Here is a 26125-nt window from a genome sequence, read left to right as displayed (position 1 = left end):
ACACTCATTTACACCAGTAAGCTCCGTGTTCCTCGACAGCGTTTGCCTGCCTGACTTTCCTCCGGACGCCTTGTCCCAGCGTTGAGACTTTCCATGCGAGACGAATGCTTCATGACCTTCGAGCGCCTGGCCAGCGATGGCCGGGCGCGCCGCGGCCGCCTCACCTTTCCCCGAGGCAGCGTCGAGACCCCCGCGTTCATGCCGGTGGGCACCTATGGCACCGTCAAGGGGATGACGCCCCAGTCGGTCGAGGAGATCGGCGCCGAGATCATCCTCGGCAACACCTTCCACCTCTGGCTGCGCCCCGGCATGGAGGTGATCGAGGGCCACGGCGACCTGCACGACTTCGCCCAGTGGCACAAGCCGATCCTCACCGACTCCGGCGGCTTCCAGGTCTTCTCCCTGGGGGCCATGCGCAAGATCACCGAGCAGGGCGTCCACTTCCGCTCGCCGGTGGATGGCGCCAAGGTCTTCATGGGCCCCGAGGAGTCCATGGCGGTGCAGCGCTCGCTGGGCTCCGATGTGGTGATGATCTTCGATGAGTGCACCCCCTACCCGGCTACCGAGAAGGAAGCACGGCTCTCCATGGAGCGCTCGCTGCGCTGGGCAGAACGCTCACGCGATGCCCATGGCACCTCGCCTTCTGCGCTGTTCGGCATCGTCCAGGGCGGCATGTACCCCGAACTCCGCGAACGCTCCCTCGAGGGGCTGATGAAGATCGGCTTCGATGGCCTGGCCATCGGCGGGCTCTCCGTGGGCGAACCCAAGGAGGAGATGATCAGGGTACTCGACTACCTGCCGGGCTGGATGCCCGAGGACAAGCCCCGCTACCTGATGGGGGTGGGCAAGCCCGAGGACCTGGTGGAGGGCGTGCGCCGGGGCGTCGACATGTTCGACTGCGTGATGCCGACCCGCAACGCCCGCAATGGCCATCTGTTCACCGCCACGGGCACCGTGAAGATCCGCAACGCCCGCCACCGCCACGACACCGGCCCGCTGGATGAAGAGTGCGACTGCTATACCTGTCAGCACTTCTCCCGCGCCTATCTGCATCATCTGGATCGCTGCGGTGAAATGCTCGGTTCAATGCTCAATACCATCCATAACCTGCGCCACTACCAGCGACTGATGGCCGGTTTGCGCGGTGCCATTGAAGCGGGTACATTGGCGAACTTCGTGGAAGGCTTCTATGCCCGGCGCGGCCTGCCGGTGCCTCCCGCCCCGAATTGACGGCAACCGGTACCGGTTCTTCAGGGCCCGGTACCGGTTGTCACTGCCTCCCGAGCGAGACAGTCCCCCTTACCTACCCCAATCAGGAGACCCTCATCAATGCTGGATTTCTTCATCGCCCCGGCCTACGCCCAGGATGCCCCCGCCGGTGGCGGCATCGCCCAGATCGTCATGCTGGTCGGCTTCGTTGCGATCTTCTACTTCCTGCTGTGGCGCCCCCAGGCCAAGCGTGCCAAGCAGCACAAGCAGCTTATCGCCGGCCTCGCCAAGGGTGACGAGATCGTCATCGGTGGCGGCATGCTCGGCCGCATCACCAAGGTCAGCGACGACAGCGAGTTCCTGACCATGGAGATCGCCGAGGGCACCCAGGTCAACGTACAGAAGAGCGCCGTTGCCGCGGTGCTGCCCAAGGGCACCATCAAGTCCATCTGACCCGTCTCCTGCCCGGTGCCGGCATCTCGACACGCCGGCGCCGATCTTCGACCGCCGCCGGCCATACCGGTGGCCGCCGTAGTGTGATCGCGTCAGCTCCCCCCTTCGTCAGCAACCTAGGACAGGGCTCGCATGCTCAACCGTTATCCCCTGTGGAAGTATCTGCTGATACTCATCGTCCTGCTCGTCGGCCTGGTCTACTCGTTACCCAACCTCTTCCCCGAGGATCCGGCGATCCAGATCAGCAGCGAGCGCGGTGATGCCACCGTCGATGAGCGCCAGCTCGAGCGCATTCAGTCATCCCTGGCCGATGCCGGCATCGAGATCAAGGACGTCGAAAGCAGTCCGACCAGCACCCTGCTGCGCCTGGGCAATCCCGACGCCCAGCTCGCCGCCCGCGACCGCGTGGCCGCCATGCTCGGCGAAGAGTATGTGGTCGCCCTCAACCTGGCCGAGTCGACCCCGGCATGGCTGCAGTCGCTCTCCGCCTCCCCCATGACCCTGGGCCTCGACCTGCGCGGCGGCGTGCACTTCCTGCTGGAAGTGGACATGGCGGCCGCCGTGAGTCAGCGCCTGGAGGTCAACGCCAGCGCCATGCGCGAGCAGCTGCGCGACGAGCGCATTCGCTACCGTGACACCCGGATCGATGGGCGAACCCTGACGCTGACCTTCACCGATGCCGACGATCGCAACACCGCGCGTAGCCTGATCAGCCGCGAGTTCCCCGACTTCCAGTACGAGAATCTCGGTGATGGGCGCGGCGCCGCCCTGGCCATGACCCTGACCGACCAGGCGGTCAACGCGATTCAGGACTACGCCATCAACCAGAACCTGACCACCCTGCGCAACCGGGTGAACGAGCTGGGGGTGGCAGAGCCGCTGGTACAGCGCCAGGGGCCGGACCGCATCGTGGTCGAGCTACCCGGGGTCCAGGACACGGCGGAGGCCAAGCGCATCGTCGGTGCCACCGCCAACCTGGAGTTCCGCCTCGAGGCGCGCCCCGATACGTCGGACAGCGAGATCGAGACCCTGACGTTCCGCAATGCGCCGTCACGCAGCGCCGACCTGATGCGCGACGTGATCATCACCGGTGACCAGGTCTCCAACGCCAACCGCAGCTTCGACGAGAACGGTCGCCCCCAGGTCAACATCAACCTGGACGGCACCGGCGGTACCCTGATGAACCGCGCCACCCGCACCAATATCGGCCGCAACATGGCGGTGGTCTACATCGAGCACAAGACCCGCGACAGCGTGGAGGTGGTCGATGGCGAGAAGACGGTGGTCCGCGACCCCTACACCGAGCGCGGCATCATCAGCCTGGCCACCATCCAGAGCGCCCTGGGCAACAGCTTCCGCATCACCGGGCTCGATTCTCCCACCGAGGCGGCGGAGCTCTCCCTGCTGCTGCGTTCGGGCTCGCTGGCCGCACCGATCTACTTCGTGCAGGAGCGCACCATCGGTCCCAGCCTGGGGGCGGAGAACATCAAGCGCGGGGTGATGTCGGTGCAGATCGGCCTGCTGCTGGTGGTGCTGTTCATGCTGATCCGCTACAAGGTGTTCGGCATCTTCGCCAACCTGGCACTGGCACTCAACCTGACCCTGCTGGTGGCGGCGATGTCGATGCTCGGCGCCACCCTTACCCTGCCCGGCATCGCCGGCATCGTGCTGACGCTGGGCATGGCCGTGGACGCCAACGTGCTGATCTTCGAGCGAATACGCGAGGAGCTGCGCACGGGACTCTCGGTACAGCAGGCGATACACGCCGGCTACGAGCGCGCCTTCACCTCCATCGTCGACGCCAACATCACCACCCTGCTGGTGGCGGTGATTCTGTTCTCGATCGGCACCGGACCGGTCAAGGGCTTCGCCGTGACCCTGTCGCTGGGCATTCTCACCTCGCTGTTCACCGCCCTGATGGTGACCCGCGCCATGGTGAATCTCGTCTATGGCGGCAAGCCGGTCAAGAAGCTCTGGATATAAGAGGTGATCATGAAAAGCCTGGCCAATCGACAGATCGACTTCATGAGCAAGCGGAAGATCGCCTTCGGGATCTCCGCCCTGCTGATCCTGGCATCGCTCCTCTCGCTGCTGTTCCAGCAGCTCAGCCTGGGCCTGGACTTCACCGGCGGTACCCTGGTGGAGGTACGCTACGCCGTGGCGCCCTCCCTGGATGCGGTGCGCCAGACCCTGGAGGCCGCCGAGTTCCGTGACGTCTCGGTGCAGACCTTCGGCGCCGCCAACGAGGTGCTGATTCGTCTGCAGCAGGCCTTCGATGCCGACGTCGGCGACCGCGTGGTGGAGCTGCTGCGCCATGGTGGCGAGGAGGTCAACCTGGTACGCGCCGAGTTCGTCGGCGCCCAGGTGGGCGATCAGCTGCGCGACCAGTCCGGCCTCGGGTTGCTGGTGGCGTTGGGCATCGTGATGCTCTACGTGGCCTTCCGCTTCCAGTACAAGTTCGCGATCGGCGCGCTGCTGGCCCTGATGCATGACGTGATCATCGTGGTGGGTGCTTTCTCGCTGTTCCAGCTCGAGTTCGACCTGACCGTGCTGGCCGCCGTGCTGGCGGTGATCGGCTACTCGCTCAACGACACCATCGTGGTCTACGACCGCATCCGCGAGAACATCCGCAAGTCACGCATCGACGACATGCCGGCGATCTTCAACGACTCGCTCAACCAGACCCTGTCGCGCACCCTCGCCACCTCCGGCACCACCCTGCTGGTGCTGGTCGCCCTGCTGCTGCTGGGTGGCGACATGATCGAGGGCTTCGCCATCGCCCTGATCATCGGCGTGGTGATCGGTACCTTCTCCTCCATCTATGTGGCCTCGGCACTGCTGCTCGCGATCAAGCTGAATCGCGAGGATCTGATCCCGGCACAGAAGGAGGACCCGGAGGCCGAAGAGCTGCCATAGGCAACATGCCGACAGGCCGCAACGCAAGCGCCCCGCCGAGCCCTTGAACTTCAGCTCGGCGGGGCGCTTCTCTTTTCCACTTCTCGTTTCCGTTTTCTATAGGCCGGGTCACAGGACCCGGGGCCGCCTCAGTTGGCCTCGCGCCAGCCCCCCAGCACCCGCTGGTCGGGACCGAAGAACACCAGGCGATCGTGATCGATCAGGTAGCGGTAGGCGCTCTCCAGCATGGTGGTGACCCGTGCGGCGTCATCCAGCTGGGGGCAGCCGCGACGGGTGGTGGCAAGCTCGGTGACCTCGATGCGCTGGCTATCCCCGAGACGCACCTGGCCATGCATCTCGTTGCAGCCGTCGCTGCCGACCAGGCGACCGTCACGGCCGATCTCGAACCAGGGTGTCTCGGGCATCGACAGCCGCTCGCTGGTGCCCACCAGCAGCAGGTTCCAGCGCTGTTCCACCATCGGGCCGCTCAGGTCACTGCCGACCGGCTCGCCAGGCGCCGGTGCATGACTGCCACAGCCGGCCAGCAGGGCCAGCGCAGAGAGCGCCGCCAGTGACGCCACCGCACGGGCCATGCGCGCCCGGGGCATACGCGTCAGGGTTACCATGTGCCGGTGTTCTCCATGGATGCCCAGGGCTCGCGGGGCGGCAGTGCCTCGCCCTTCTGCAACAGCTCCACCGAAATGCCGTCGGGGCTTCGCACGAAGGCCATATGGCCATCTCGAGGCGGGCGATTGATGGTCACGCCGGCCTCCTGAAGCTTCTCGCAGAGCGCGTAGATATCATCCACGCGGTAGGCCAGGTGGCCGAAGTTGCGCCCGCCGTCGTACTCCTCGGGGTCCCAGTTGTAGGTCAGTTCCAGCTCCGGCGCCTTGAGCTCCGCCGAGCGGGCCTCATCCTCGGGGGCGGCCAGGAAGACCAGGGTGAAGCGCCCCTTGTCGTTCTCCTTGCGACGCACCTCCTTGAGGCCCAGCAGGTCACAATAGAAACGCAGCGACGCATCGAGGTCGCTGACACGCACCATGGTATGCAGGTACTGCATGTGAGACTCCTTGTCGTGTAGCGTAAGCTCTCAGTGTAAACCCCAACAGGAGGGAGGTGTAATGACTCGATGGATTATCCAGAGAGGGGGGCCCGTCCATGAGCGACTACTGTGATCTGGCCCTAGGGCACCCCTTCCACGGTCCCTACCACGACCACGAGTACGGCTTCCCGGTAGGCGACGATGATGACCTCTTCGAGCGCCTGGCGCTGGAGATCAACCAGGCCGGGCTCTCCTGGCTCACGGTGCTGAAGAAGCGCGAGGCCTTCCAACGAGCCTTCGAGAACTTTTCCATCGACAGGGTGGCGAGCTACGGGGAGACGGAACGCCGGCGGCTGCTCGAGGATGCAGGCATCATCCGCAATCGCCTCAAGATCGAGGCGGTCATCCACAACGCCGGCGTTATCCAGGCCCTACGGGCTCGCCACGGCGGCTTTCGTGGCTGGCTCGACCACCACCATCCGCTGAGCCACGGCGACTGGGTCAGGCTCTTCAAGCGCACCTTCAAGTTCACCGGGCCGGAGATCACCGGCGAGTTCCTGATGAGTACCGGCTACCTGCCCGGCGCCCACCGTGATGACTGCCCGGTGCAGGCGCGCATCCTCGCAGCCGCCCCACCCTGGACCCGCATCTGAGCCGGTGCGCCTTCCCTCGCCGCCGACGCACAACCGACACACAGCGGGGCGGCCCGATGACCGCCCCGCTGTATTGTGTCCGGGTGCTTCAGCTTAAGAGCCGGTAACTGGAGTTACAGGCGCTCCACCAGGCCATCGATGGCCTGCCGCGCCTCATTGAGCATGCTATCTCGATGACTCCCGCCCATGTTGAGCCCCTCGGCAAACACGCTGTCCACCTCGGTAATGCCCATCATGCCCAGCATCAGCTTGAGATGCGGGGTCTGGGTATCCTTCTCGGTGCCGGCATACTGGCCGCCACGCGCCGCCAGGATCACCGCCCGCTTGCCCTCCAACAGGCCCTGGGGGCCGTTCTCGGTATAGCGGAACGTTACCCTGGCGCGCATCACGCGATCGAACCACGCCTTGAGCTGGCTGGGGATGCCAAGGTTGTACATCGGTACCGCCAGGACGATCACATCGTGGTCGTGAAGCTCGGCGATCAGGGCATCGGAGCGGGCGACCAGCTCACGCTGTTCATCGCTGCGCTCCGCCACGGGAACCTGCCAGCTACCCAGCTCGGCCAGCCCCAGATGCGGCAGCTCCTCGGCCACCAGGTCGCGATGGGTGACCTCCACTCCATCACGCGCCTCGGCCCTGGCGATGAAGTGGTCGGCGAGGGCCTTCGACTGACCGTTTTCGCCGAGAATGGAAGCGGTAAGCATAAGGACACGAGTGGTCATGGAGGTCTCCCTGGATCAGGTAAAAGTGAATGACATCCATGATAGATGAACGAAGTGAAATAAAAAGCGCATAAAAACGCGCATTACGTTCGAAATAAGCGAAAAATCAACTCTTGTCGGGGGCCTCCTTATCCAGCCGGCCAGCGATCTGACCGGAACGGACAGGCCTCGCCCCCGTGGTTCGCCTCGCTCAGGGGGCGATACCCTGACCACAGCCTCGATACTGCTCGCCCCCCACGTTCAGGGTCACACGGGCCGGGAAGGGCTCGCCGCTCATGTCATCGAAGCAGGCCCGCGCCTCGATTCGCAGCTCGAAGGGGGTATCACCACGACCGCTGGCCAGGACCACCCTCCCCGCTTCGTTATCCATCTGGGTGACACGATAGGGAAGGCGTTGCTCACGACTGCCGTAATCGAGGCTGAGGAGCACTTCGGGTCGGTCGTGGGCAAGGCTTGCCGTCCAGCCCGGTTCATTGCCGCGGGCATGGAACATCACACCGGGGCGCTGTTCGCGAGTCAGCGCCAGGCGACGCATGCTCGCCTGGCACATCAGCCGCCCACGCGGCGACTCGACGACGGCGCCATCGGCCGTGTTCCAGAAGCTCAGCTCCCCCTGCTCGTAGCGCTTCCCACCGGCGACCACGGCTGGCGTGAGCCGCCAGGCGCCATGGGTCGACCACACTCTCAACTCGTCCTCGGCGCCGGCGGTTACCAGCCCCTGGTCCGGCGAACACCGCCAGGCGATAAAGGCCTCGGCATCGCCGGGAAAGAGGGTCGAGGGCAACAGCGGTGCATGCTCATCGGTGGTGATCGGCGCCGGGGCGGTGGCACAGCCTGCCAGCAGCAGTGACAGGCCCAGGGCGGCGAATGCGTGAAGGCGGGACACGGCATCTCCTCTCGGGAATCAGGATTTCATGATGGAGCCAAGCATAACAGCCCCCACGTTCCCCGGCCTCCAACGGTCATGGCTGGAACGATCTGCATGAAGCATATGGCGGATTCCGGCTGGCCATTAGTGGTGAATCAAACTAAGCTTCCAAGTCTTTTAAATGAAAGTGACTCACCCATGCTCGAGCTGCGACACCTCCGCACATTGATCGCCCTGCGCGACGCCGGCTCCCTGGTGGAGGCGGCCGAACGGGTGCACCTGACCCAGTCGGCCCTCTCCCACCAGATCAAGGATCTGGAGGAGCGTCTGGGCAGCCCGCTGTTCGTGCGCAAGACGCGCCCCGTGGAGTTCACCAGGGCCGGGCAGCGACTGCTGACCCTGGCCGAGCAGGTGCTGCCCCAGGTGCGCATGGCCGAGCGCGACCTGGCACGACTCGCCGGCAACGAGCAGGGGCGCCTGCATATGGCCATCGAGTGCCACAGCTGTTTTCAGTGGTTGATGCCTACCATCGACCACTTCCGGGATCACTGGCCGGAAGTGGAGATCGATATCCCCGGCGGACACCACTTCGACCCACTCCCGGCCCTGGCCCGCGAGCAGCTCGACCTGGTGATCACCGCCGACCCCCAGCCCCTGCCCGGGGTGCATTACGAGCCGCTGTTTCGCTATGAGGGACTGCTGGCAGTGGCCCGTCAACACCCTCTGGCCGGCAAGGGCTTCGTCACCCCCGAGGCCCTCGGCGAAGAGACCCTGATCACCTACCCGGTGGAGCACTCACGGCTGGACGTCTTCACCCAGTTCCTCGACCCGGCAGGCATACAGCCCAGGGAGATACGCACCGCCGAGCTGACCATCATGATGATGCAGCTGGTGGCCAGCGGCCGCGGTGTCTGTGCACTGCCCAACTGGGCCCTGACCGAGTACCTGGAGCGCGACTACGTGAAGGCCGTGGCACTCGGCGAGAAGGGCGTGTGGAGCACACTCTTCGCGGCGATTCGGGAGGAGACACGCCAGGCGACATGGATGGAGGACTTCCTGCGTACCGCTCGGGAGACCTCCTTCGCGGTACTCGACGGCATCAAGCCGGCCTGAGGCTACTCGGCCTCGCGGCGCTGGGGCAGCAGCAGGGTGAAGCGTGCCCCCCCAAGCGCGGGACTGTCGTCCACACCGACGCTGCCACCGTGCCAGCTCATCACTTTGTGCACGATGGAGAGCCCCAGGCCATAGCCGCCGGCGCTGCGCGTGCGGCTGTCGTCGAGACGCGAGAAGGGCTTGAAGATCGACTGGCGCTCGGCCAGCGGCACGCCGGGACCATCATCCTCCACATCGATCCTCACCAGGGCAGGCTCTCGCTGCAACCGGATCACCACCCGGGAGCGTGCGTGACGGCAGGCGTTGGCCACCAGGTTCTGCAGGGCGCGCTGAAGGTAACGCGGCTCGGCCAGCACCTCCATGCTGGGGCCCTCGGCAAGCTCGAGCGTCAGCCCCTCATGCAGAAGGGCCAGCGCCTCGATGACCCGTTCGGCCATCTCGCGACACTCCACCGGCACGGCACTCATCTGGCGCCCATTGATGGCCTCGCTGCCCAGCCGGGCATAGGTGAGGATCTCGTCGATCAGGTCATCGAGTTCCTGGATATCCCCATCGGCTCCCTGAAGCTGCCGACGCACCGCCGGGTCCTCGGTCATGTCCTCGACCATCTGAACGGCGAAGCGAATGCGGGCCACCGGGGTACGCAACTCGTGGGATACCGCACGAATCATGTCCTGCTGGGCGCGCAGCAGCGACTGCACCTGCGCCGCCATGCCATTGAGTGCCATGCCGAGACGCCCGATGAAATCGGCACTCTCCACCTTGACCCGGGTATCCAGTCGTCCGGCCGCGATACGCGACGCGGCCAGCTCCAGCCGCACCATGCGCGCCTCGACACCGCGCACGATCAGATAGATGGTCACGCCCAGCACGGCCAGCATGATCAGCACCAGCAGGAGCTGAAGCGACCCAGGCATCGGTTCGAAGGCCTGGACCGGGCCGACCACCAGCCAGCTGGCATCACCACTGAGATCCTGAAGCGCCAGATAGATCGCGACCGACCAGCGCCCAGGCAGCAGCTCGATCACCACCTCACCGGCGGTAAGTCGACGCAGCTGGTAGTCATCCAGGCCTTGAGGAGGCGCCTCCTCCAGAGACACCGACAGGCTACCGCGGGTCAGGTCCTCGAGACTCGAATGGCGTGCAGAGGGGGGCATCTCCGACAGCCATCGGCCAAGCAGCTCGGTCAGGCCACGCAGCTGATGCTCGCTCAGGTTGACGAGATCGACACGCAGCAGGCGCTCCCCCCCGGGCAGCAGCGAAAACAGCCGCCAGCCCTGATCGTCACGCGGCTGCACCAGCACCTTGCCATCGGCCAGGCGGCGCCGCGAGAAGTAGCCTAGTGAGGCCTCCTCCAGCGGCCCGATACTGGCCTGCATGTCCAGGCGTCTGCCTTGCGCCTCGAGCCAGGCCTGGTGCGCCGCGGGTGGCAGCCTCGAGAGTCGTTCGGTCAGCAGACGCATCGGCGCCTCGGCCAGCTGTTCGCGATGGGCTTCTCGGCGTACCTGGTCAACCAGCGCCACACCCAGCAGGCCGAGACCGAAGGTCAGCAGCAGCGCCAGCGCCAGCAGCAGATAGACACGCAGGAAGGTGCTGTCGGCCAGGACTCGGCGCATGGTTCAGGCATCCTTGACGAACAGGTAGCCCTTGCTGCGCACGGTCTTGATGCGGTGCGGCTGGTTGGGATCATCACCGATCTTGGGGCGAATGCGCGAGACGCGCACATCGATGGAACGGTCCTGGCCGTCATACTTGATGCCGCGCAGCTGAGAGAATATCTCTTCACGGGTCAGCACCTTGCCCGCGTTGCTGGCCAGCAGCCACAGCAGGTCAAACTCGGCGCTGGTCAGCTCGATGCGCTCGCCCGCCAGCCACGCCTCGCGGGTCGCGTTGTCGATATCCAGATCGCCGAAGGCAAGGCGCGTTTCACCGCTCTCCTCGACGGGCTCGGAGCGCCGCAACAGGGCACGCATGCGCGCCAGCAGGACCCGTGGCTGCACCGGCTTGGCGACATAGTCATCGGCCCCCATTTCCAGCCCGAGCACCTGATCCATGTCATCGGTGCGGGCGGTGAGCATCAGGATAGGCCCGGGATAGTCGTCGCGCACACGCCGGCAGATCGACAGGCCGTCCTCACCGGGCAGCATCAGGTCGAGAATCACCAGGTCCGGCTGCAGGGAAAGAATGCTCTCGACTCCGCGGGCACCATCGGCTTCCAGTGTCACGCGAAAGCCGTTGGCCTCCAGATAGTCGCGGGTCAGACTCGCCAGGCGCTCATCATCCTCGACTATCAGCACATGATCCTGCTCCCTAGGCTGCAGGCTATCAACCATTCTCGTGTACGCTCCATTGATTGCTGTGTAGCAGCCTTGCAAAGTGTCCAGCCGCCTTTTGTCAAAGGATACCTGAAATTACAACTCGCGCCTGCATGAATGCAGCAACACGGGCCGTGCGGCGTGATCCCTGAGAGGCATGGTCCCAGAGAGGTATTGCCTGCCATGGTCCTGGAGCACACACTGAAAGGCCTCGACAGCACAAGACGCGACTCAGGGAGTCCAGCATGAGCAAGAGTGTCATCAAGCGGATCTACGTTCCCACCCATGTGCGCACCCTACCGAGCGGCGAGCGCGTCACGGTGCCGGGTCACTACAAGGCGCCACCGAAACCGCACTGACGCCATGCAACAGCCTATCATCGGCTACCATCGCGACACGGAAGGCCACTGGGTGGCCGAGCTGGCCTGTGGCCATAACCAGCATGTGCGCCACCAGCCGCCCTGGGTGGAGCGCCCCTGGGTCATCACCGCGGCGGGGAGACGCTCGCGCCTCGGCCTGCCGCTCGAATGCGTCAAGTGCGACCGCAACGAACCACGTGACAACCCGCCACCCGCCTGAGGCAGAAAAATATCGGGCCGCCCGAGGGCGGCCCGATGTGCCACTTGCTTTCCTGGCACGGCTATCCCTTGGGGCCGAACAGGAACCAGACGATCAACCCCACCAGCGGGAAGACCAGCAGCACGATGATCCAGATCACCTTGGCCAGGCCACTGGCCGCACTCTTGGCCACCTTGACGATGGCCCAGATGACGATGATCAGCCAGATGAGCCCTAAAAGACCGGTTACTTCGATACCCATGCCAGTACCTCCTTGTCACTTCCATTGATCTGAATTGACCACTTAAGAGGTAGCACAGCCCTGGCTGCGGGTACAGTAACTCCTTGTTAAGGTTTTTCCTGCCCCTGCATCAGTCCGGAACACGCCCTGTCGGCCCGGCCGCCCTGACAAGCGGCTCCCCCCACCAGCGAGGCAGGTGCTGGCGTACCTCGTCGCGAGCGAAGCGATCATCCATCAGCACCAGCGTGCCACTATCCTCGGGGTCGCGAATCACCCGGCCCGCCGCCTGCACCACCTTGACCATCCCCGGGACCCGGTAGGCGTACTCGTCGCCGCGCCCGTAGCGAGCCTGCAGCCGCGTTCTGAGTGCCTCATTGAGGGGGTCCGCCGGCGGGAGCCCCAGGGTCGCCACAAAGGCCCCCACCAGTCGCTCACCGGGCAGGTCGATGCCCTCACCGAAGGCGCCTCCCAGCACCGCGAACCCGATGCCACGACCATCGTCGGTGAAGCGTGACAGGAAGGCATCGCGTGCCGTCTCGCTCATGCGTCGCTCCTGGGCCCAGGCGGGGATCCGGGGATGACAGGCGACGAAATGGGCAAAGACCGCCTCCAGATAGGCGAAGCTGCTGAAGAAGGCCAGATAGTGGCCGGGGCGCCTCGCATGCTGCGCGGCGATCTCAGCCACGATGGGATCAAGCGAGGCTTCCCGGTCTTGCAGCCGCGTCGAGATATCGGCGCGAACGGAGACCTCCAGCTGGCTGGCGGCAAACGGGGATGGGACCTCTCGCCAGACGCTGCCCTCGGGCAGCCCCAATAGATCACGCTGGTAATCGGCCGGCCCCAGGGTCGCCGAGAACAGCACCACACAGTGCGCCGCGGCGAAGCGCGGCGCGAGGAAATCCGCCGGAATCAGGTTGTGCAGTGCCAGCCGCGCCCTTCCCCGCCCCTCGCGAGTCAGCTCACACAGCGTGTGATCGCCAAGGCGTTCGGCCAGGCGCAGGAACGCCAGGGACTCGAACAGCAGCTCCTGCCACTCTGCCCCCAGTTCCGGATGCTCTCCCAGGGCCTCGGCGAGCGCGGAGGCCAGCGTCTGGAGGCTGCCCAGCAGGGAGGGCGGCAGGGTCTCCAGATGCCGTACAGCGGGTCGACCAGGCCCACCGCCTTCTCCGAGCCCCGCCTCGCGCACCAGAATCTGCCACTGCCGCTGCAGCCTCCCCAGCGGGGCCTTGAGTCGCTCCGGGGCGCTGCGCTTGAGTCTTCCCAGGTCGCGCTGAGCCAGGGACACGCTGTACATGCCTCGCGCCCGGGCGATCAGGTTGTGGGCCTCGTCCACCAGCACCCCGACGCGCCAGCCCTGCTCCCGCGCCAAACCGTGGAGCAGCGCATGATCATCGAACCAGTGATTGACATCGCCGACGACCACATCGCTCCAGCGCGCCATCTCCTGTCCGAGATAGTAGGGGCAGACCCCATGCTCGACGGCCAGCTCACGCAATGACTCGCGGTCCAGCCAGCGTCGCTCGGCCGCCGCCTCGCGTGCCGCCGGCAGGCGGTCATAGAAGCCGGCAGCCAGCGGGCAGGCCTCGCCATGACAGGCGCGCCCCGGGTACTCACAGGCCTTCTCCCGCGCGGTCAGCTCCAGCACGCGCAGTGCCAGGCTGCCCTGCTTCGGGTGGGCGCCCAGCCGTGTCAGCGCCTCGAGAGCCAGGCGTCGCCCCGGCGTCTTCATGGTCAGGTAGGCGAGTCGGTCCAGTCCGTGTCGCGGCATCGCCGTGAGCAGCGGGAAGAGCGTACCCAGCGTCTTGCCGATACCGGTAGGGGCCTGAGCCATCAGCACCCGACCGGTGGCGGCGGCCTTGTAGCTCTCCTCGGCCAGATGCCGCTGCCCGGGGCGGAAGTCGGCGAAGGGAAAGCCGAGCTCGCACAACGCAGCGTCACGCTGGCGGCGATGCTGCGCTTCCCGTTCGGCCCAGGCACGATAGCGTCGGCAGCGCTCCGCCAGCTCCTGCCACAGTGCGGCGGCGGTGGCATGCTCGCTGAACCGCGTCTCGCGCCCACTGCCCACCTCCAGGTAAACCAGTGCCAGCTCGACCGACTCGAGGTGTCGCTCGGCGCATAGCAGGGCGCCGTAGCTACGCAGCTGGGCACGATGCAGGGCGCGCTGGTTGCTTGCCAGCCGCGCGATATCACCGCGATGGGTCTTGATCTCCTCCAGACGATTGGCTGCCGGGTCGTAACCATCGGCGCGTCCACGCACCACGAGCCCCGCCACCTCGCCGGCCAGCGCCACTTCCGTGAGGTAGTCCGCGCCCCGGCGCCTGGCGATTTCGCGCTGCCCCTCGAGCCCCTCCCGGGCACTGGGCGAGGGAGTGAAGCGATGGTCGAGGTCGCCCTCCCGGGCGGTGACGTCGCACAGGGTGCGCACCCCGACGCGCAGCGGCTGCGGGCCACTCATCTCTCCCTCACCCACTCCAGATGGCAGACCGCTGCCGGTATCTCATGGCGATGGAAGAGAGTCATCCAGCGCCGCTGGTTGTCCTGCAGCCGGTCCCCCGGGCCCTTGACCTCGATCAGCCGGTAGCGCGGCTCACCCGGCGAGGCCTCGAGAAACAGCTGTATCAGATCCGGCAGGCCCGCCCGGTTGGCTCTCAGGTTGCTCAGCAGATGGTCGAAGCAGATACGCAGATGGACGGGGGGAATACAGGCCAGTGCCTGGGTGAGCAGCGCCTCATCGAGCGCTTCCCAGTGCACGAAGGAGTTGGCAAGCCCCTGCTTGTCGCGCCAGGTAGCCAGGATCGTCCGGCGGTATCGACCATTATCCAGCCGTGCCAGACACGCCTCGAAATGGTCACGGCGGCGGGTCACGAAGTCGTCTCGATAGAGGTCCGCGGGGCCGGCCTGGAAGGGGTGAAAGAAGGCACCGGGCAACGGCGTGAAGAGCGCCTCCCAGCAGAGCAGGCCGAACAGGCCGGTCAGCAGGGTGTTCTCCACATAATGGACCGGTGCCGCCTCGCGATGCAGGTGCTCCCGTACCGTCTGCTCGACCCGGCCGGGGCCTGGCAGGCGCAGCGTGAAACGCTCGGGGGCGGGTTCGGGGGCAGGCGTCTCCGGCACCAGGCTCAGGCGGCGGCGCAGTCGCGTCAGCAGCCGGCCCAGGGCCTGGGCCTCCACGTCGTCGCGGGTGACACGCGCCAGCGGCTCGGCCAGGATCAGCGCCTGACGCCAGCGCCCCTGACGCTCGGCCAGTCGCAGGTAGCGAATCCGCCCCTCCCCACTGGCCTCGGGTGCCGGCCAGCCGGCTCGTCGGTAGAGTGTCGATGCCAGTTCGGCCATCCCGTCACGCTCCGCCCGACGCCCCAGCGCGAGGCACAGGCGCGCGTCTCGCGACGCCAGCCAGGAGTTGCCGGGCCTGGCGGGCAGCGCCTCGGCCAGATCCGCAGGCGACTCGCCCTCCTCCAGCCGCCGCCGCAGGTCATGCAGTGCCAGATAGGCATCGACCTGGTCACGCCGGTGAAAGGCCCGGGAGTCGACACCGAATGCCACTCTTTCGAAGCGCTGATGCCCCAGCTCGGCAAGCACGAACTCCGACCAGTCCTGGCGCAGGTTGCCGAAGAACATCAGCCGCAGACGATCACAGGTCGCCATGATGCGCACCCGCACCACTCGTTCGGGGGCCTCCGGCCACCAGGCGCTCAGCGGTCGCGGCACCGGCTCTCGCGCCAGCAGCGCCTCGCGCAGGGCTCCCTTGCCCACGGTCGCAGGCAGGCCCGCCTCGGCGATCTCTGCCGCCAGGGCCTGGCGCAGCTCGGTGAGTCGCAGCTGGGTGAAGAGCGTCGCCACATCGAGCACCGGCGCCTCTTCCACCAGCCCGGCCGCCACCAGCGGCGCCAGCGCCGACTCGGTATCGCCGATCTCGGCATCGATCTCGGGATAGGCCAGCCGCGAAGGGCGAAAGTGCTCGCCCTTGCGCATGACCATGCGCACCAGCAGCGCCCGTGAACCAAGCGGCAGGCCGGCAAACAGAGCCAGGAAGGCGTGCTCATCATCGCCGAGCAGGTCGCCGTGGCGCTCGGCCACCCAGGCCAGCACATGCTCGAAGTTTGCCAGGTAATACAGCGGGTCTTCGAGGGGGGCGGCGATGCCTTGATTACTGTTCATATATCCATGATATCAGCCGACAGGGGCAGACTCACCCCTCCAACGACGGCCAGTCGCCGGAAAAGTCTTGAGCGGTGCTGCCATCTGCGACAGCCCAAGGCAGCAATGTCGGTGGCGGCGCCGGCAGGCCAGCGTCATAAGGAATCATCCGGGTCGGAGGTCTTGCACTTCCCAGGACTGACGCCGCGCCATGGCCCCCCATGGCCCACGGTGTCGGCTGCATAGGCGTCGCGCTCTCCGAGGGGGCGAGGCTCACCGACGGTCGTATCACGGTAGGTCTGGCGCTCCATTTCCGCGTTGAACTCGGCCCCGAGCAGCACCACAAAGGCCGAGAGCCAGAACCACAGCATCAGCATCACCACCGCGCCCAGTGACCCATAGATTTCGCTTACGCTGACCACGCGACCGAAATAGAGCGATAGCCCAATGGAGCCGGTCAGCCACACCAAGGTGGCGACGACAGAGCCGACGCTGAGCCACCTCCAGCGTGGCGACCGCCGATAGGGCCCGAAGCGGTAGAAAACGGCAATCACCAGCATCATCACCACCAGCAGTGTCGGCCAGCGCAGCCAGGCGATGGCCCTTACCAGCAGGGTATCCAGCCCCAGCATGCCGATCGCCAGCGGGAAGAAGGCGACAAAGGCAACGGTGACCAGCAGCATGAGGATCAGCCCCAGCGTCAGAGCCGCGACGATCAGGCCGCGATGCAGCGCTCCGCGTCTGTCCTGTTCTCCATAGACAACATTCAGTCCCAGCACCATCCACAGCACGCCCTTGGAGCCGATAAACATCGCTACCAGCACGCTGCCCAGCGCCGTGAGACTGAGGCCGGTACTGGTGCTCTCGCCGATCTTGCGTGCCTGGTCGTTGATCAGGCTGGAGGCCTCGGGCGGCAGGTAACGGCTCAGCTGAATGATCTGACCCGCCAGGTCCTGAGGATCCATCACCAGCGCCCAGATCGAGATGATGGCCGCGATCATCGGGAAGAGCGCCAGCATGGCATTGAAGGCAATACCGGCAGCCATCATGGCGACGAGATCCTGGGTGACCTCCTGCTTGACGCGCCACAGGATGTCCAGCCAGCCACCCGCGGGGATCTGACCGGGCTTGCTGGCGCAACGCCCATGTGTCTGCTTCGCCATAGGCACCTCCGTTGCAGTGGGGAAGCTGCAGCGCTCTCCTTGCTCATTTATCGATGTTGCCAGTTGATATCGGCAGTCTCACATCCCGGCGGCAAGCTCGGCGATGACGCCGGCGGCGGGGATCGGACGACAGCGACTGGCGTTCTGCCCGGCCCAGAGTGGCGAGAAGTCACCGCTGCCCGTGGCCTCGGCGGCAGCGCGTAGCGGCGCGATTGCCGAGGTGGCCAGGGGAAAGGCCGGGGCCACCTCGGCCATGGGCCCCAGCTCTCGCATCAGCCGGGTGACGATGCCTCGGGCCGGACGACCGCTATAAAGGTTGGTCAGCGCCGTATGACATGCCGCCTCCGACTGCAGCGCGCGGCGATGGATCGCCGAGATCGTGGTCTCGGGGCAGCACAGCAGGGAGGTGCCTACCTGCACGGCATCGGCACCCAACGCCCGGGCCGCCGCCACCCCGCTGGCATCGGCGATCCCCCCGGCGGCGACCAGGGGCAGGCCGACGGCATCACGCACCTGGGGCAACAGGGCAAGGATGCCCATCTGGGTCGTGATCTCCTCTCTCAGGAACATGCCGCGATGCCCTCCAGCCTCCAGCCCCTGAACGATCAACGCATCGGCTCCCCGAGCGTCGAGCCAGCGAGCCTCCTCCACCGTGGTGGCCGTGGAGAGAACCGTGGCGCCCCAGGCCTTGATCCGTTCGAGCAGGGCGGCGTCGGGCAGACCGAAGTGAAAGCTCACTACCTCGGGCCGAAAGGGTTCCAGGACATCACAGGCCTGATGGTCGAAGGGGCGACGCCCTGGCCCCTGGGTCACTGCATCGATATCCAGGCCGAACTCGGCGAAGAAGGGCGCGAGCGCCTTGTGCCAGCGCGCCTGGACGCCAGGGTCCGGCTCGGGAGGAGCATGGCAGAAGAAGTTGACGTTGAGTGGCGCCGAGGTGGCGGCGCGGAACGCCGCGAGCTCCTCGCCCATGGCCTCGGGCGAGAGCATGGCACAGGGCAGCGCCCCCAGCCCTCCGGCTCGCGCCACGGCGATGGCAAGGGCGCTGTCCTGGGCACCGGCCATGGGTGCCTGGAGGATAGGCAGCTCGATGCCGAGACGCTGGTGCAGAGATGGCGAGAGGGTCATGACAGGCTCCGTCACGGGGGTGAGTATCGCTATAGTCTGCTTGCCCCCTCTTGTCCGCGGCAAGACGACATTGGGCGCAGCGCAGGTCTTCAACAAGAACCGGCGCGGTGGCTGTTGCGGGATGGTCAACGCTCACTCTGCGGCGGGCTCCAGCACCATCTGGGCGTCCCGGATGCGGATATCGAAATGGTCGAGGAAGCTCATGCCCAGCAGGGCGGTATCGCCCTCCAGGCCCAGGCTAACGGAACCACGCACATCACGGGCCACATAGCCGCCCAGGCTGACCTCATCGAGCATGGTGAGATCACCGCGCACTCGGCCGTTGGCGGTATTGAACCAGGCGCTGCCGGTCGCCTCGAGCCCCAGCCGCTCGGCCATCTGCCGCGGCAGTGCCACATAGGTGGCACCGGTATCCACCAGAAACTCCACCGGCTCGCCGTTGATTCGACCGGTGGCCACGAAGTGGCCGCCGCGATTGCGCTCGAGCACCACCGGCGTGCCCTCACCCACGGCATTGACCAGATGGCTGTTGGGGTTGCGCTGGCGCTCCACGAAACCCTGGAACCACCAGGTCCCGGTCGCGATGAACAGCATCCAGAACAGCAGCATCATGCCAAGCCCGGTGCGCTTCACTCCCCTGCCCTGATCGCTCATCCTGTCACTCCCGGCAAGGCCCCGATCTCCTTTGACCCACTCGAGGCTAGTGGATTCCCCACGCTCGACGGATCACTCTGCCGAGAGATCACCCCTGGCGCGGCCGTTGCGTGCCTCCCAGGCCGCGGCGGCGCGCTGGCCTCGAGCCTGGTCGACGAACAGGCAGATCAGGATGGCAACGACAAACAGCGCCGCACACAGCAGTATCGAGGCCTGCAGCCCCACCACCGACTGCAGCAGCCCCAGGGCGATGATGCCGAAGACACCGGCCAGCTTGTTGGCCAGCCCCCAGAAGCCGAAGAACTCGGCGGCCTTGCGAGTCGGCGAGAAGAGCCCCACCAGGGCACGGCTGGCGGACTGACTGGAGCCCAGCGAGAGCCCCGCCAGGCAGCCGACGAAGAGAAACAGATGCTGGGCCTCCCAGCCGAGCCCGAAGCGCCCATTGAGCAGGGCCGTCACCTCGGGGGTGGCCCAGATGGCAAGTATCGCCGCCACCCACAGCACCAGGGTGAACTGGTAGGTGAGCTTGGTGCCGATGCGATCCTGGATAAAGCCGAAACCCAGGGCACCGGCCGCCGCGGTGACCTGCACGATGATGAACATCAGGTTGCGAATCGACTCGTCCCAGCCGATCACCTGGGCGCCGTAGATAAAGGCGAAGGCGATGATGATGTAGACCCCGGCCATGGAGAAGAGCAGCGAGACCAGGAAGGTCGCCAGGTCCCGAAAGCGCCGCAGCTCATGCAGGGTCGTCGAGACACGCTCCCGGGCGATATCCCGGTAGGGCTTGCCGGCGGGCTGCGGCGTGCCACGCTCCTTCACCCACAGGAAGGTAGGAATGGCGGTGACCAGGAAGAAGCCGGCGGCGAAGGGCCCCACCCAGCGAATACGCTCGAAATTCTCCGCCGTCGCCTCCCCCAGCGCCACCAGGGTGAAGCCGGCGGCGAAGAGCCCCCCGACGTAGCCCAGCGCCCAGCCGAACCCGGAGATCTTGCCCAGATCCTCCGGCGGCCCGAGATCGGGCAGGAAGGCGGCGATAAATGACTCGCCCATGGAGTAGGCGTAGTTGGAGACCACGATCAGCGCGAGGCCAAGCAGCACGTAGCCCGGCGCCACGAAGTAGAGCATGGCGGTGGCGGCCACCGTGGCCAGGTAGCTGGCAAACAGGAAGCGCTTCTTCTCGGCGCGGTAGTCCATCACCGCGCCGCACAGCGGCCCGGTGACCACCACCAGCAGATAGCTGACGGCCAGCGCCAGGCTCCACAGGAAGTTGGCCAACCGGTAGTCGCCGCCGCGCTCACCGACGATCACCGTGGTGAACAGTTCACCGAAGACCACGGTGATGATCAGCAGGGTGTAGGCCTGGTTGGCGAAGTCGAACATCGCCCAACCCAAAATCTCCTTGCGCGAGGCCCTGGGCCTGCTGGGCGCGTCGGCGGCGGTCACGCTCATGGCGGGGCATCCCTATCGAGAAAGGGGCCAAGATAGCAGTCGCGGGCCTCCCCGGCCATTGAGGTTCGAGGGGCAAGGGTAGAGACAAGTGCTAGACCAGATCCCGAGTGATCGTCTCGTCCCAGGTCCCTGCATAGATACGGGTATCGCCCTCCCAGGCATCCAGGGTGGCACGGATACGGAAGTTGTCGACGTCGCTGGTCAGCAGGGTTCGGGTCAGGGTGTGGACCTCCCAGTCACCACGCCTGAAGCTGCGCCTCCACTCGGTCCAGCCGCTGACGCTGTCATAATTGCCGTAGGTGTACTGGTAACGCTCGGTGACCCGAGCCGCAATCTCGAGGCCAATATCGTCGATTCGATAGCGCCCCTCGTCGTGAATCACCTCCAGCATCGTCTTGTCGCTGGCGAGATCACGGATCACCCGCCAGGTCTCCTGGGTCGGCTGTAGCAGCGTCTTGGCCAGGGGCGGTGCGCCTTCGGGCTCGGCGAAGGGCACCAGGGCTGCCTCCTCCTGTGGCCGCGGCTCACGCAGGGGCAGCAACAGGCGGCTTTCCGCGGGCCACACGGTCAGGCGGACCGGGCGGGGTGCCGGCCAGGCCAGGGGCCAGTAGCTGGTGGAGAGCGCCAGGCGGATGGCATGACCGGCGGCGAATTGCTGGGCAATATGCTTGAGTGATATGCGCACGCGGTAGCGCCGTCCCGGCTCCATTGGCTCGGGGTGCTCATCGCTGTCGCGGTGGCTCAGGTTGAGCAACCCATAGGAGACCCGGGTGGCCTTGTCGTCTTGCCCGATATCGGAGAGGCGCAGCGCCACCATGGCCACCGGCTGGTCGGCGGCCACCATCAGCTCGACCACCGGAGCCCCGCAGATCTCCAGGGGGGCATCCAGGCGAGAGGTCTGGAAGACCAGTGCCCCGCCATCCTCGTCGCGCTGATCATAGGGCAGGTCCGGGGGGGCATTGTAGGAGCACCATTTGCCGGCGTAGAGCCCCACCGAGAGCGGCGACCGGATATCCAGGGTCGCCTCGGGGTCGCTCCCCGCCATCTCCTCTTCAGGCAGCAGGTCATGCCCCGGGGTCAGCCGTAGCGCCCAGGGGAGGATGTTCGGCGATGGCCAGTCGGGTTCGGCGACCCAGCGTCCGGGGCGCTCGTCGTAGCGGGCCGAGGGTGGGGCAGAATCCTGCATCCACAGCCGCAGCATGGGCTCGTCCATGATCCCGGTCTGCTCGCCCTTGAGCCACTGATCCCACCAGCGCAGCGACTCCTGAAGGAAGCCGATGGCCGGACCGGGCACGCCGAGATGCGGATACTTGTGAGCCCAGGGGCCCACCAGCCCCTTGCGCGGAACATCTATGCCCTCCAGCAGGCGAAACACCGCGTTGCAGTAGCCATCCGCCCAGCCGCTGACCGCATAGACCGGACACTGGATCCGCGCGTAATCCTCGCATACCGAGCCATGTTTCCAATAGTCGTCGCGACGCTGGTGTTCTAGCCACTGAGTGAGCCACAGGCCGCTGCCATCGAGGCGCTGCATCCACATATCGCGCCAGCGATCCCCCACCAGCTCCGGATCCGGCGGACAGGCGTTGCCGTCGAACATGGTCGATGCCCAGGAGAGATTGTCGGCGAGCAGACAGCCCCCCATATGATGAATGTCATCGGCGTAGCGATCGTCGGTAAAGCACAGAGTGATCACCGCCTTGAGCTGAGGCGGCTGCAGAGCGGCGATCTGCAGGCCGTTGAAGCCACCCCACGAGATGCCCACCATGCCCACGTCACCGGTACACCAGGGCTGGTCGGCCAGCCACTCCAGAACCGCCAAGCCGTCATCGAGCTCCTGGGGGGTATATTCGTCGGTGAGCACGCCGTCGGAATCGCCGGTGCCGCGGATATCGACCCGTACCCCGGCGTAGCCATGGCCGGCCCAGTAGGGGTGAACCTGGACGTCACGCTCGGCGGTGAGGTCGCGCTTGCGATAGGGCAAGTACTCGAGGATCGCCGGAACGGGATGACGCTCGGCGTCCACGGGACGCCAGATGCGCACCCCCAGGCGAATGCCGTCGGGCAGCGTGATCCAGGTCTCCTCCTCCATAACCCGGCGCGGAAAATCGGTGACGATGCGCATTCCTGTCCTCCTCCGTCAGCCTTCGATCTCGTCGAACTCGAACGTCAGTCGGGCCGCCAGACGCTCGTAGTCCTCGAGGAGGCGTTCTGCGCTGTCGGCGCCCATCCAGATATAGGCCAGGGCATAGCTGTAGCTGTCCTGCTCGAGCAGCGTCGACAGGCGCTGCCCGGCCTCCACCTGAAGGGCGATCACGCTACCCGGAAAATCCGCCTCCAGGGCGGCGACTTCCGCGTCACTCGGCACTCGGGTGGCCACGGCATCGACGAAGAACACCCGATAGAAGAACTTGGCCGCCACGGCGTATTCACCCTGGCGATGCGGCATGTCGGGGCGCCGCCCCAGGGCCAGGTCGATGGTGACCTGCTGGTTGCTGACCCCGTCGACCTTCTCGAAGAGGTCGCAGTGGGACTGGGAGATACGGGTATTGATCTCCAGCAGCCAGATGCGGTCCTGCACCTCGTCCCAGAAGTACTCGATGTTGAAGGCCGAGTTGTCGAAGCCGATGTGGCGCATCACCCTGTCGGTGAGTTCGCGCATCTTGTCCTGGATGGGGGCGGGCAGCCCCGAGGGGTAGCGATAGTGGAAGAAGCTCAGCACCTGAGGATAGCGCAGCGAGTCGACGATGCCGTAGCTGACCACCTCGCCCTCGAAGACGTAGCCCTCCACCGTGCACTGCCACCCGCCGATGATCTCCTCGGCCATGCAGAAGTGGCCGTCCACGGCGGCGATCTCGTCGGGCAGCCGGGCACGCTCGAGCACGGTGTTGAAGGGATCGGCGATCAGGCCGATCTCCTCACGCAGTTTCTCGATGGCGTGGTAGAAGTCTTCCGGGGTGTCGATGCGAAAGCCCAGCCGCGACCCCGAGGACTTGATTGGCTTGATGAAGAACGGGAAGTAGAGTCCGGCTTCGCCGATATGGACCAGCGCCTCGTCATCGAAGGGATCGAAGGCCGTGAAGCCGGGAATATAATCGGCGATCACCTCCTTCTGCACTCGGCGACTCCAGTACTTGTGCTCGCACTTGAGCAGGCTGGACAGCGTGGGGGAACGAGTGCCGAAACGCTCGCAGAGGATCGGCAGCATGGTCGACACCGGGAAGTCCATGTAGCCGACGATGGCATCCACGCTGCCATCGAAGGCCTCCAGCCGCTCGGTGGCTTCATCGAGCATGGCGGAAATGTCGAAGACCTCGGTGTCGTAGACCGCCGCGGGGTCGATGACCCCATGAAAGCGCCAACCGTCGGCTCCCCTGAGGCTCTCTAACCGCTCCCGGTTGAAGTCGTTGAGCCCCACCACGAAGACATGGCGCACTGCACTGTTCATGGTCACCTCCCGCCGCCCCTCGACGGCACCACTGACCAAGCCTGGTCGCCGTCACGGCGACACGGCCATCATCTTGCAGCATAGTCCTTGCAGCATGATCCAGCCGAGGAGGGATGAGCGGGCCCAGGCTACAGCACCAGGCTGACGATCAACGCCGAACCGCCGACCACCAGGGCGATGATCACGGCCAGTACGACCAGGCGATCGAGCCAACGATCGAAGCGTGTATACCGGGCAGCGGAGTGTCGCCGTCGAGTCGCTCCCCGACGGCGACGCTCACCCGTAACAGGAGTGGGAGGCATGGCGGAAGTCCGATTTCACCATTGATACCCAAAGCTTACGACCTGCACCAGCGGTAGGCCAGCGATGAGAGGCCCTCGCGGGGATTGATAGGTCACTCGACCACCTTGAGGCTCGAGGCAGTTGCCCCTCCCCCGCCCGGCGAAGCGGTCTCGACGTAAGCGGCATTGCATCGAAGGCGATCCGCCCCCATCAATACTCTTCAGCAGGCTAACTTTTTCGCCCCACGCCAACCGGAGCTTTCATGTCTCGCCTCGCCGCTACTTCCTTGTCCGTTCTCGACCTGGCCCCCATCCGCGAGGGTGGCAGCGCCGCCGACAGCTACCGTGAAAGCGTGGCCCTGGCCCAATTGACCGAGCGCCTGGGCTTTACCCGCTTCTGGCTCGCCGAACATCATGGCATCGAGGGCATCGCCAGCGCCGCCACCGCGGTGCTGATCGGCCATGTGGCCGGTGCCACCCAGCGCATCCGTGTGGGCAGCGGCGGCATCATGCTGCCCAACCATCCGCCCCTGGTGATCGCCGAGCAGTTCGGCACCCTGGAAACCCTCTACCCCGGGCGTATCGACCTGGGGCTGGGCCGCGCACCGGGTTCCGACGGTGCCACCATGGCGGCGCTGCGCCGTGACCCCTATGCCGGGGTGGACGACTTCCCGCAACGCCTGGAGGAGCTGCAAGGCTTTCTCGACGACCCGCGACCCGACCAGCGGGTGCTCGCGGTTCCCGGCCAGGGCACCCATGTCCCCCTCTGGCTGCTGGGCTCCAGCGGCTACAGCGCCCAGCTCGCCGCACGCCTGGGCCTGCCCTTCGCCTTCGCCGCCCAGTTCGCCCCGGGGTATCTGTTCGAGGCACTGCGCCTCTACCGCGACAACTTTCAGCCCTCTGCGGTCCTCGAGCGCCCCCACGCCATGGTCGGGCTGCCGGTGGTCGCCGCCGAGACCGATGCCCACGCCGACTACCTGGCTTCCACCATGCGCCAGAAGTTCCTGGGCATGATTCGTGGTCGACGCACCAGCGCCAAGCCCCCGGTGGAGCACCTGGAGATGTCGCCTATCGAGGAGGCTCAGCTGCAACAGTTCCTGGGGGCCGCCATCGTCGGCGGCCCCGGGACCGTGCAGCAGGGGCTGGAGGCCTTCCTCGAACAGACCGGCGCCGACGAGCTGATGCTCAACACCGACGTCTATGCCCTGGAGGACCGCCTGAGAAGCTACGAGATCGTTGCCGACATGTGGAAGAGGTAGTCTATAAGGAACGAACTCTGTCCCCGGGCTTTCCAAGGGGCAGTTCATCTTGCGTCACACCCGACGCGACCCCTGGAGGTTAACATGCCCGACTCCCAAGGCCCGCACCGAGATCCCCGCCAGAATCCCGCCTGGCGCGCCGCCCAGCAGTGGCAGCAGCGCGCACGCCAACGCCAGGGCAATGGCCTGCTCGAAAGCCTCAAGATGCTGCTCGCCTGGCTGCTGTTCGGCACCCTGATGATCGTGGCCATGGTCTTCGGCCTGATCTTCATGCTGCTGGGCTGGGCGCTGATGCCGCTGCTGCGCCACCGCCTGAAGAAGCGCATGGAGCAGATGCGTGCCGATCAGGCCGAAGATGTCAGCGGCGGCTTCAGCTACCGCGAGCCCCGCTATCGCGAGACTCACTCCTCCAGAGGAAACCACCACGAACAGCAGGTGCTGGAGGGGGATTATGAGGTGAAGGGGGACGAGGATCAGAAGCGGTAAGCAGAGTCGACAAACACTACGGGCCCGCCATCAGGCGGGCCCGTATCA

At 65.9% G+C, this 26125-nt stretch carries 25 protein-coding genes; 9 read left to right on the top strand and 16 right to left on the bottom strand.

From position 1 onward, the window contains the following. The first annotated feature begins 93 nt into the window (after nucleotides 1-93). The 4 genes from tgt to secF all read left to right on the top strand — a co-directional run bounded on the left by tgt (nucleotide 94) and on the right by secF (nucleotide 4578). Complete coding sequence (gene tgt / locus RM463_RS13165; protein ID WP_409228709.1) at nucleotides 94-1230, top strand: tRNA guanosine(34) transglycosylase Tgt; 1137 nt, start codon at nucleotides 94-96, stop codon at nucleotides 1228-1230. A 99-nt stretch (nucleotides 1231-1329) separates the two neighbouring features. After that, nucleotides 1330-1662, top strand: a complete 333-nt coding sequence (gene yajC / locus RM463_RS13160) for a preprotein translocase subunit YajC (protein ID WP_195689845.1) — start codon at nucleotides 1330-1332, stop codon at nucleotides 1660-1662. 132 nt (nucleotides 1663-1794) lie between these two features. After that, nucleotides 1795-3645 carry a protein translocase subunit SecD gene (gene secD / locus RM463_RS13155; protein WP_195689844.1) on the top strand — a complete coding sequence of 617 codons (1851 nt, stop codon included), beginning with the start codon at nucleotides 1795-1797 and terminating at the stop codon, nucleotides 3643-3645. Between the two features lie 9 nt (nucleotides 3646-3654). After that, nucleotides 3655-4578: a protein translocase subunit SecF gene (secF, locus tag RM463_RS13150; RefSeq protein WP_195689843.1), complete on the top strand. Its 924-nt coding sequence runs from the start codon at nucleotides 3655-3657 to the stop codon at nucleotides 4576-4578. A gap of 128 nt (nucleotides 4579-4706) precedes the next feature. On the opposite strand, the gene RM463_RS13145 is transcribed toward secF, so the two are convergent. Together RM463_RS13145 and gloA are read right to left on the bottom strand one after the other, a co-directional pair. Continuing rightward, on the bottom strand, nucleotides 4707-5183 hold the full coding sequence (locus tag RM463_RS13145; protein WP_229333208.1) for an META domain-containing protein: 477 nt from the start codon (nucleotides 5181-5183) through the stop codon (nucleotides 4707-4709). Further along, a complete protein-coding gene (gene gloA, locus RM463_RS13140; RefSeq protein ID WP_132041997.1) occupies nucleotides 5177-5617 on the bottom strand; it encodes a lactoylglutathione lyase in 441 nt (146 codons plus the stop codon). The genes RM463_RS13145 and gloA overlap by 7 nt, the downstream gene beginning before the upstream one ends. 98 nt (nucleotides 5618-5715) lie before the next feature. Here gloA and RM463_RS13135 point away from each other — a divergent pair, with 98 nt between their 5' ends. Continuing rightward, nucleotides 5716-6252: a DNA-3-methyladenine glycosylase I gene (locus RM463_RS13135; protein WP_195689842.1), complete on the top strand. Its 537-nt coding sequence runs from the start codon at nucleotides 5716-5718 to the stop codon at nucleotides 6250-6252. Nucleotides 6253-6365: 113 nt separating this feature from the next. Here the strand turns inward: RM463_RS13135 and RM463_RS13130 are convergent, their stop codons facing one another. Both RM463_RS13130 and RM463_RS13125 read right to left on the bottom strand, forming a co-directional pair. Further along, nucleotides 6366-6974, bottom strand: a complete 609-nt coding sequence (locus tag RM463_RS13130; protein ID WP_195689841.1) for an FMN-dependent NADH-azoreductase — start codon at nucleotides 6972-6974, stop codon at nucleotides 6366-6368. Nucleotides 6975-7164: 190 nt separating this feature from the next. Then, the gene (locus RM463_RS13125; protein WP_195689840.1) at nucleotides 7165-7860 is read right to left on the bottom strand and encodes a COG3650 family protein; all 696 of its coding nucleotides are present in this window, start codon (nucleotides 7858-7860) and stop codon (nucleotides 7165-7167) included. 180 nt (nucleotides 7861-8040) lie between these two features. Here RM463_RS13125 and RM463_RS13120 point away from each other — a divergent pair, with 180 nt between their 5' ends. Beyond that, on the top strand, nucleotides 8041-8955 hold the full coding sequence (locus RM463_RS13120; protein ID WP_195689839.1) for a LysR family transcriptional regulator: 915 nt from the start codon (nucleotides 8041-8043) through the stop codon (nucleotides 8953-8955). A 2-nt stretch (nucleotides 8956-8957) separates the two neighbouring features. On the opposite strand, the gene RM463_RS13115 is transcribed toward RM463_RS13120, so the two are convergent. After that, nucleotides 8958-10571 carry an ATP-binding protein gene (locus tag RM463_RS13115; RefSeq protein WP_195689838.1) on the bottom strand — a complete coding sequence of 538 codons (1614 nt, stop codon included), beginning with the start codon at nucleotides 10569-10571 and terminating at the stop codon, nucleotides 8958-8960. A gap of 3 nt (nucleotides 10572-10574) precedes the next feature. Beyond that, a complete protein-coding gene (locus tag RM463_RS13110) occupies nucleotides 10575-11288 on the bottom strand; it encodes a winged helix-turn-helix domain-containing protein (RefSeq protein ID WP_195689837.1) in 714 nt (237 codons plus the stop codon). A gap of 345 nt (nucleotides 11289-11633) precedes the next feature. Between RM463_RS13110 and RM463_RS13105 the strand changes: the two genes are divergently transcribed. Then, complete coding sequence (locus RM463_RS13105) at nucleotides 11634-11849, top strand: DUF3565 domain-containing protein (RefSeq protein WP_195689836.1); 216 nt, start codon at nucleotides 11634-11636, stop codon at nucleotides 11847-11849. A 61-nt stretch (nucleotides 11850-11910) separates the two neighbouring features. Here RM463_RS13105 and RM463_RS13100 read toward each other — a convergent pair whose 3' ends face one another. The 10 genes from RM463_RS13100 to RM463_RS13055 form a co-directional block, all read right to left on the bottom strand. Further along, complete coding sequence (locus RM463_RS13100; protein WP_195689835.1) at nucleotides 11911-12090, bottom strand: PLDc N-terminal domain-containing protein; 180 nt, start codon at nucleotides 12088-12090, stop codon at nucleotides 11911-11913. A gap of 109 nt (nucleotides 12091-12199) precedes the next feature. Further along, nucleotides 12200-14524 carry an ATP-dependent DNA helicase gene (locus tag RM463_RS13095; protein WP_195689834.1) on the bottom strand — a complete coding sequence of 775 codons (2325 nt, stop codon included), beginning with the start codon at nucleotides 14522-14524 and terminating at the stop codon, nucleotides 12200-12202. Further along, complete coding sequence (locus tag RM463_RS13090; RefSeq protein ID WP_195689833.1) at nucleotides 14521-16227, bottom strand: VRR-NUC domain-containing protein; 1707 nt, start codon at nucleotides 16225-16227, stop codon at nucleotides 14521-14523. Before RM463_RS13090 ends, RM463_RS13095 begins: the two co-directional genes overlap by 4 nt. A 134-nt stretch (nucleotides 16228-16361) precedes the next feature. Continuing rightward, on the bottom strand, nucleotides 16362-17369 hold the full coding sequence (locus RM463_RS13085) for a YihY/virulence factor BrkB family protein (protein ID WP_195689832.1): 1008 nt from the start codon (nucleotides 17367-17369) through the stop codon (nucleotides 16362-16364). 78 nt (nucleotides 17370-17447) lie between these two features. Beyond that, the gene (locus RM463_RS13080; protein WP_195689831.1) at nucleotides 17448-18497 is read right to left on the bottom strand and encodes a nitronate monooxygenase family protein; all 1050 of its coding nucleotides are present in this window, start codon (nucleotides 18495-18497) and stop codon (nucleotides 17448-17450) included. A gap of 132 nt (nucleotides 18498-18629) precedes the next feature. Then, nucleotides 18630-19151: a TIGR02281 family clan AA aspartic protease gene (locus tag RM463_RS13075; protein ID WP_195689830.1), complete on the bottom strand. Its 522-nt coding sequence runs from the start codon at nucleotides 19149-19151 to the stop codon at nucleotides 18630-18632. 72 nt (nucleotides 19152-19223) lie between these two features. Further along, a complete protein-coding gene (locus tag RM463_RS13070; RefSeq protein ID WP_195689829.1) occupies nucleotides 19224-20603 on the bottom strand; it encodes an MFS transporter in 1380 nt (459 codons plus the stop codon). 91 nt (nucleotides 20604-20694) lie between these two features. Continuing rightward, nucleotides 20695-22728: a CocE/NonD family hydrolase gene (locus RM463_RS13065; protein ID WP_195689828.1), complete on the bottom strand. Its 2034-nt coding sequence runs from the start codon at nucleotides 22726-22728 to the stop codon at nucleotides 20695-20697. Nucleotides 22729-22743: 15 nt separating this feature from the next. Beyond that, a complete protein-coding gene (locus RM463_RS13060) occupies nucleotides 22744-24051 on the bottom strand; it encodes an ATP-grasp domain-containing protein (protein ID WP_195689827.1) in 1308 nt (435 codons plus the stop codon). 128 nt (nucleotides 24052-24179) lie between these two features. Next, the gene (locus RM463_RS13055) at nucleotides 24180-24353 is read right to left on the bottom strand and encodes a hypothetical protein (RefSeq protein ID WP_195689826.1); all 174 of its coding nucleotides are present in this window, start codon (nucleotides 24351-24353) and stop codon (nucleotides 24180-24182) included. A gap of 242 nt (nucleotides 24354-24595) precedes the next feature. On the opposite strand from RM463_RS13055, the gene RM463_RS13050 reads away from it, so the two are divergent. Both RM463_RS13050 and RM463_RS13045 read left to right on the top strand, forming a co-directional pair. Next, on the top strand, nucleotides 24596-25591 hold the full coding sequence (locus RM463_RS13050) for an LLM class flavin-dependent oxidoreductase (protein WP_311430259.1): 996 nt from the start codon (nucleotides 24596-24598) through the stop codon (nucleotides 25589-25591). Between the two features lie 84 nt (nucleotides 25592-25675). Beyond that, complete coding sequence (locus RM463_RS13045) at nucleotides 25676-26077, top strand: hypothetical protein (RefSeq protein ID WP_311430258.1); 402 nt, start codon at nucleotides 25676-25678, stop codon at nucleotides 26075-26077. Nucleotides 26078-26125: the final 48 nt, after the last annotated feature.

The organism is Halomonas sp. LES1, assembly GCF_031846005.1.
GTDB lineage: Bacteria > Pseudomonadota > Gammaproteobacteria > Pseudomonadales > Halomonadaceae > Halomonas.
This window is presented reverse-complemented; position numbering and strand designations above follow the sequence as displayed.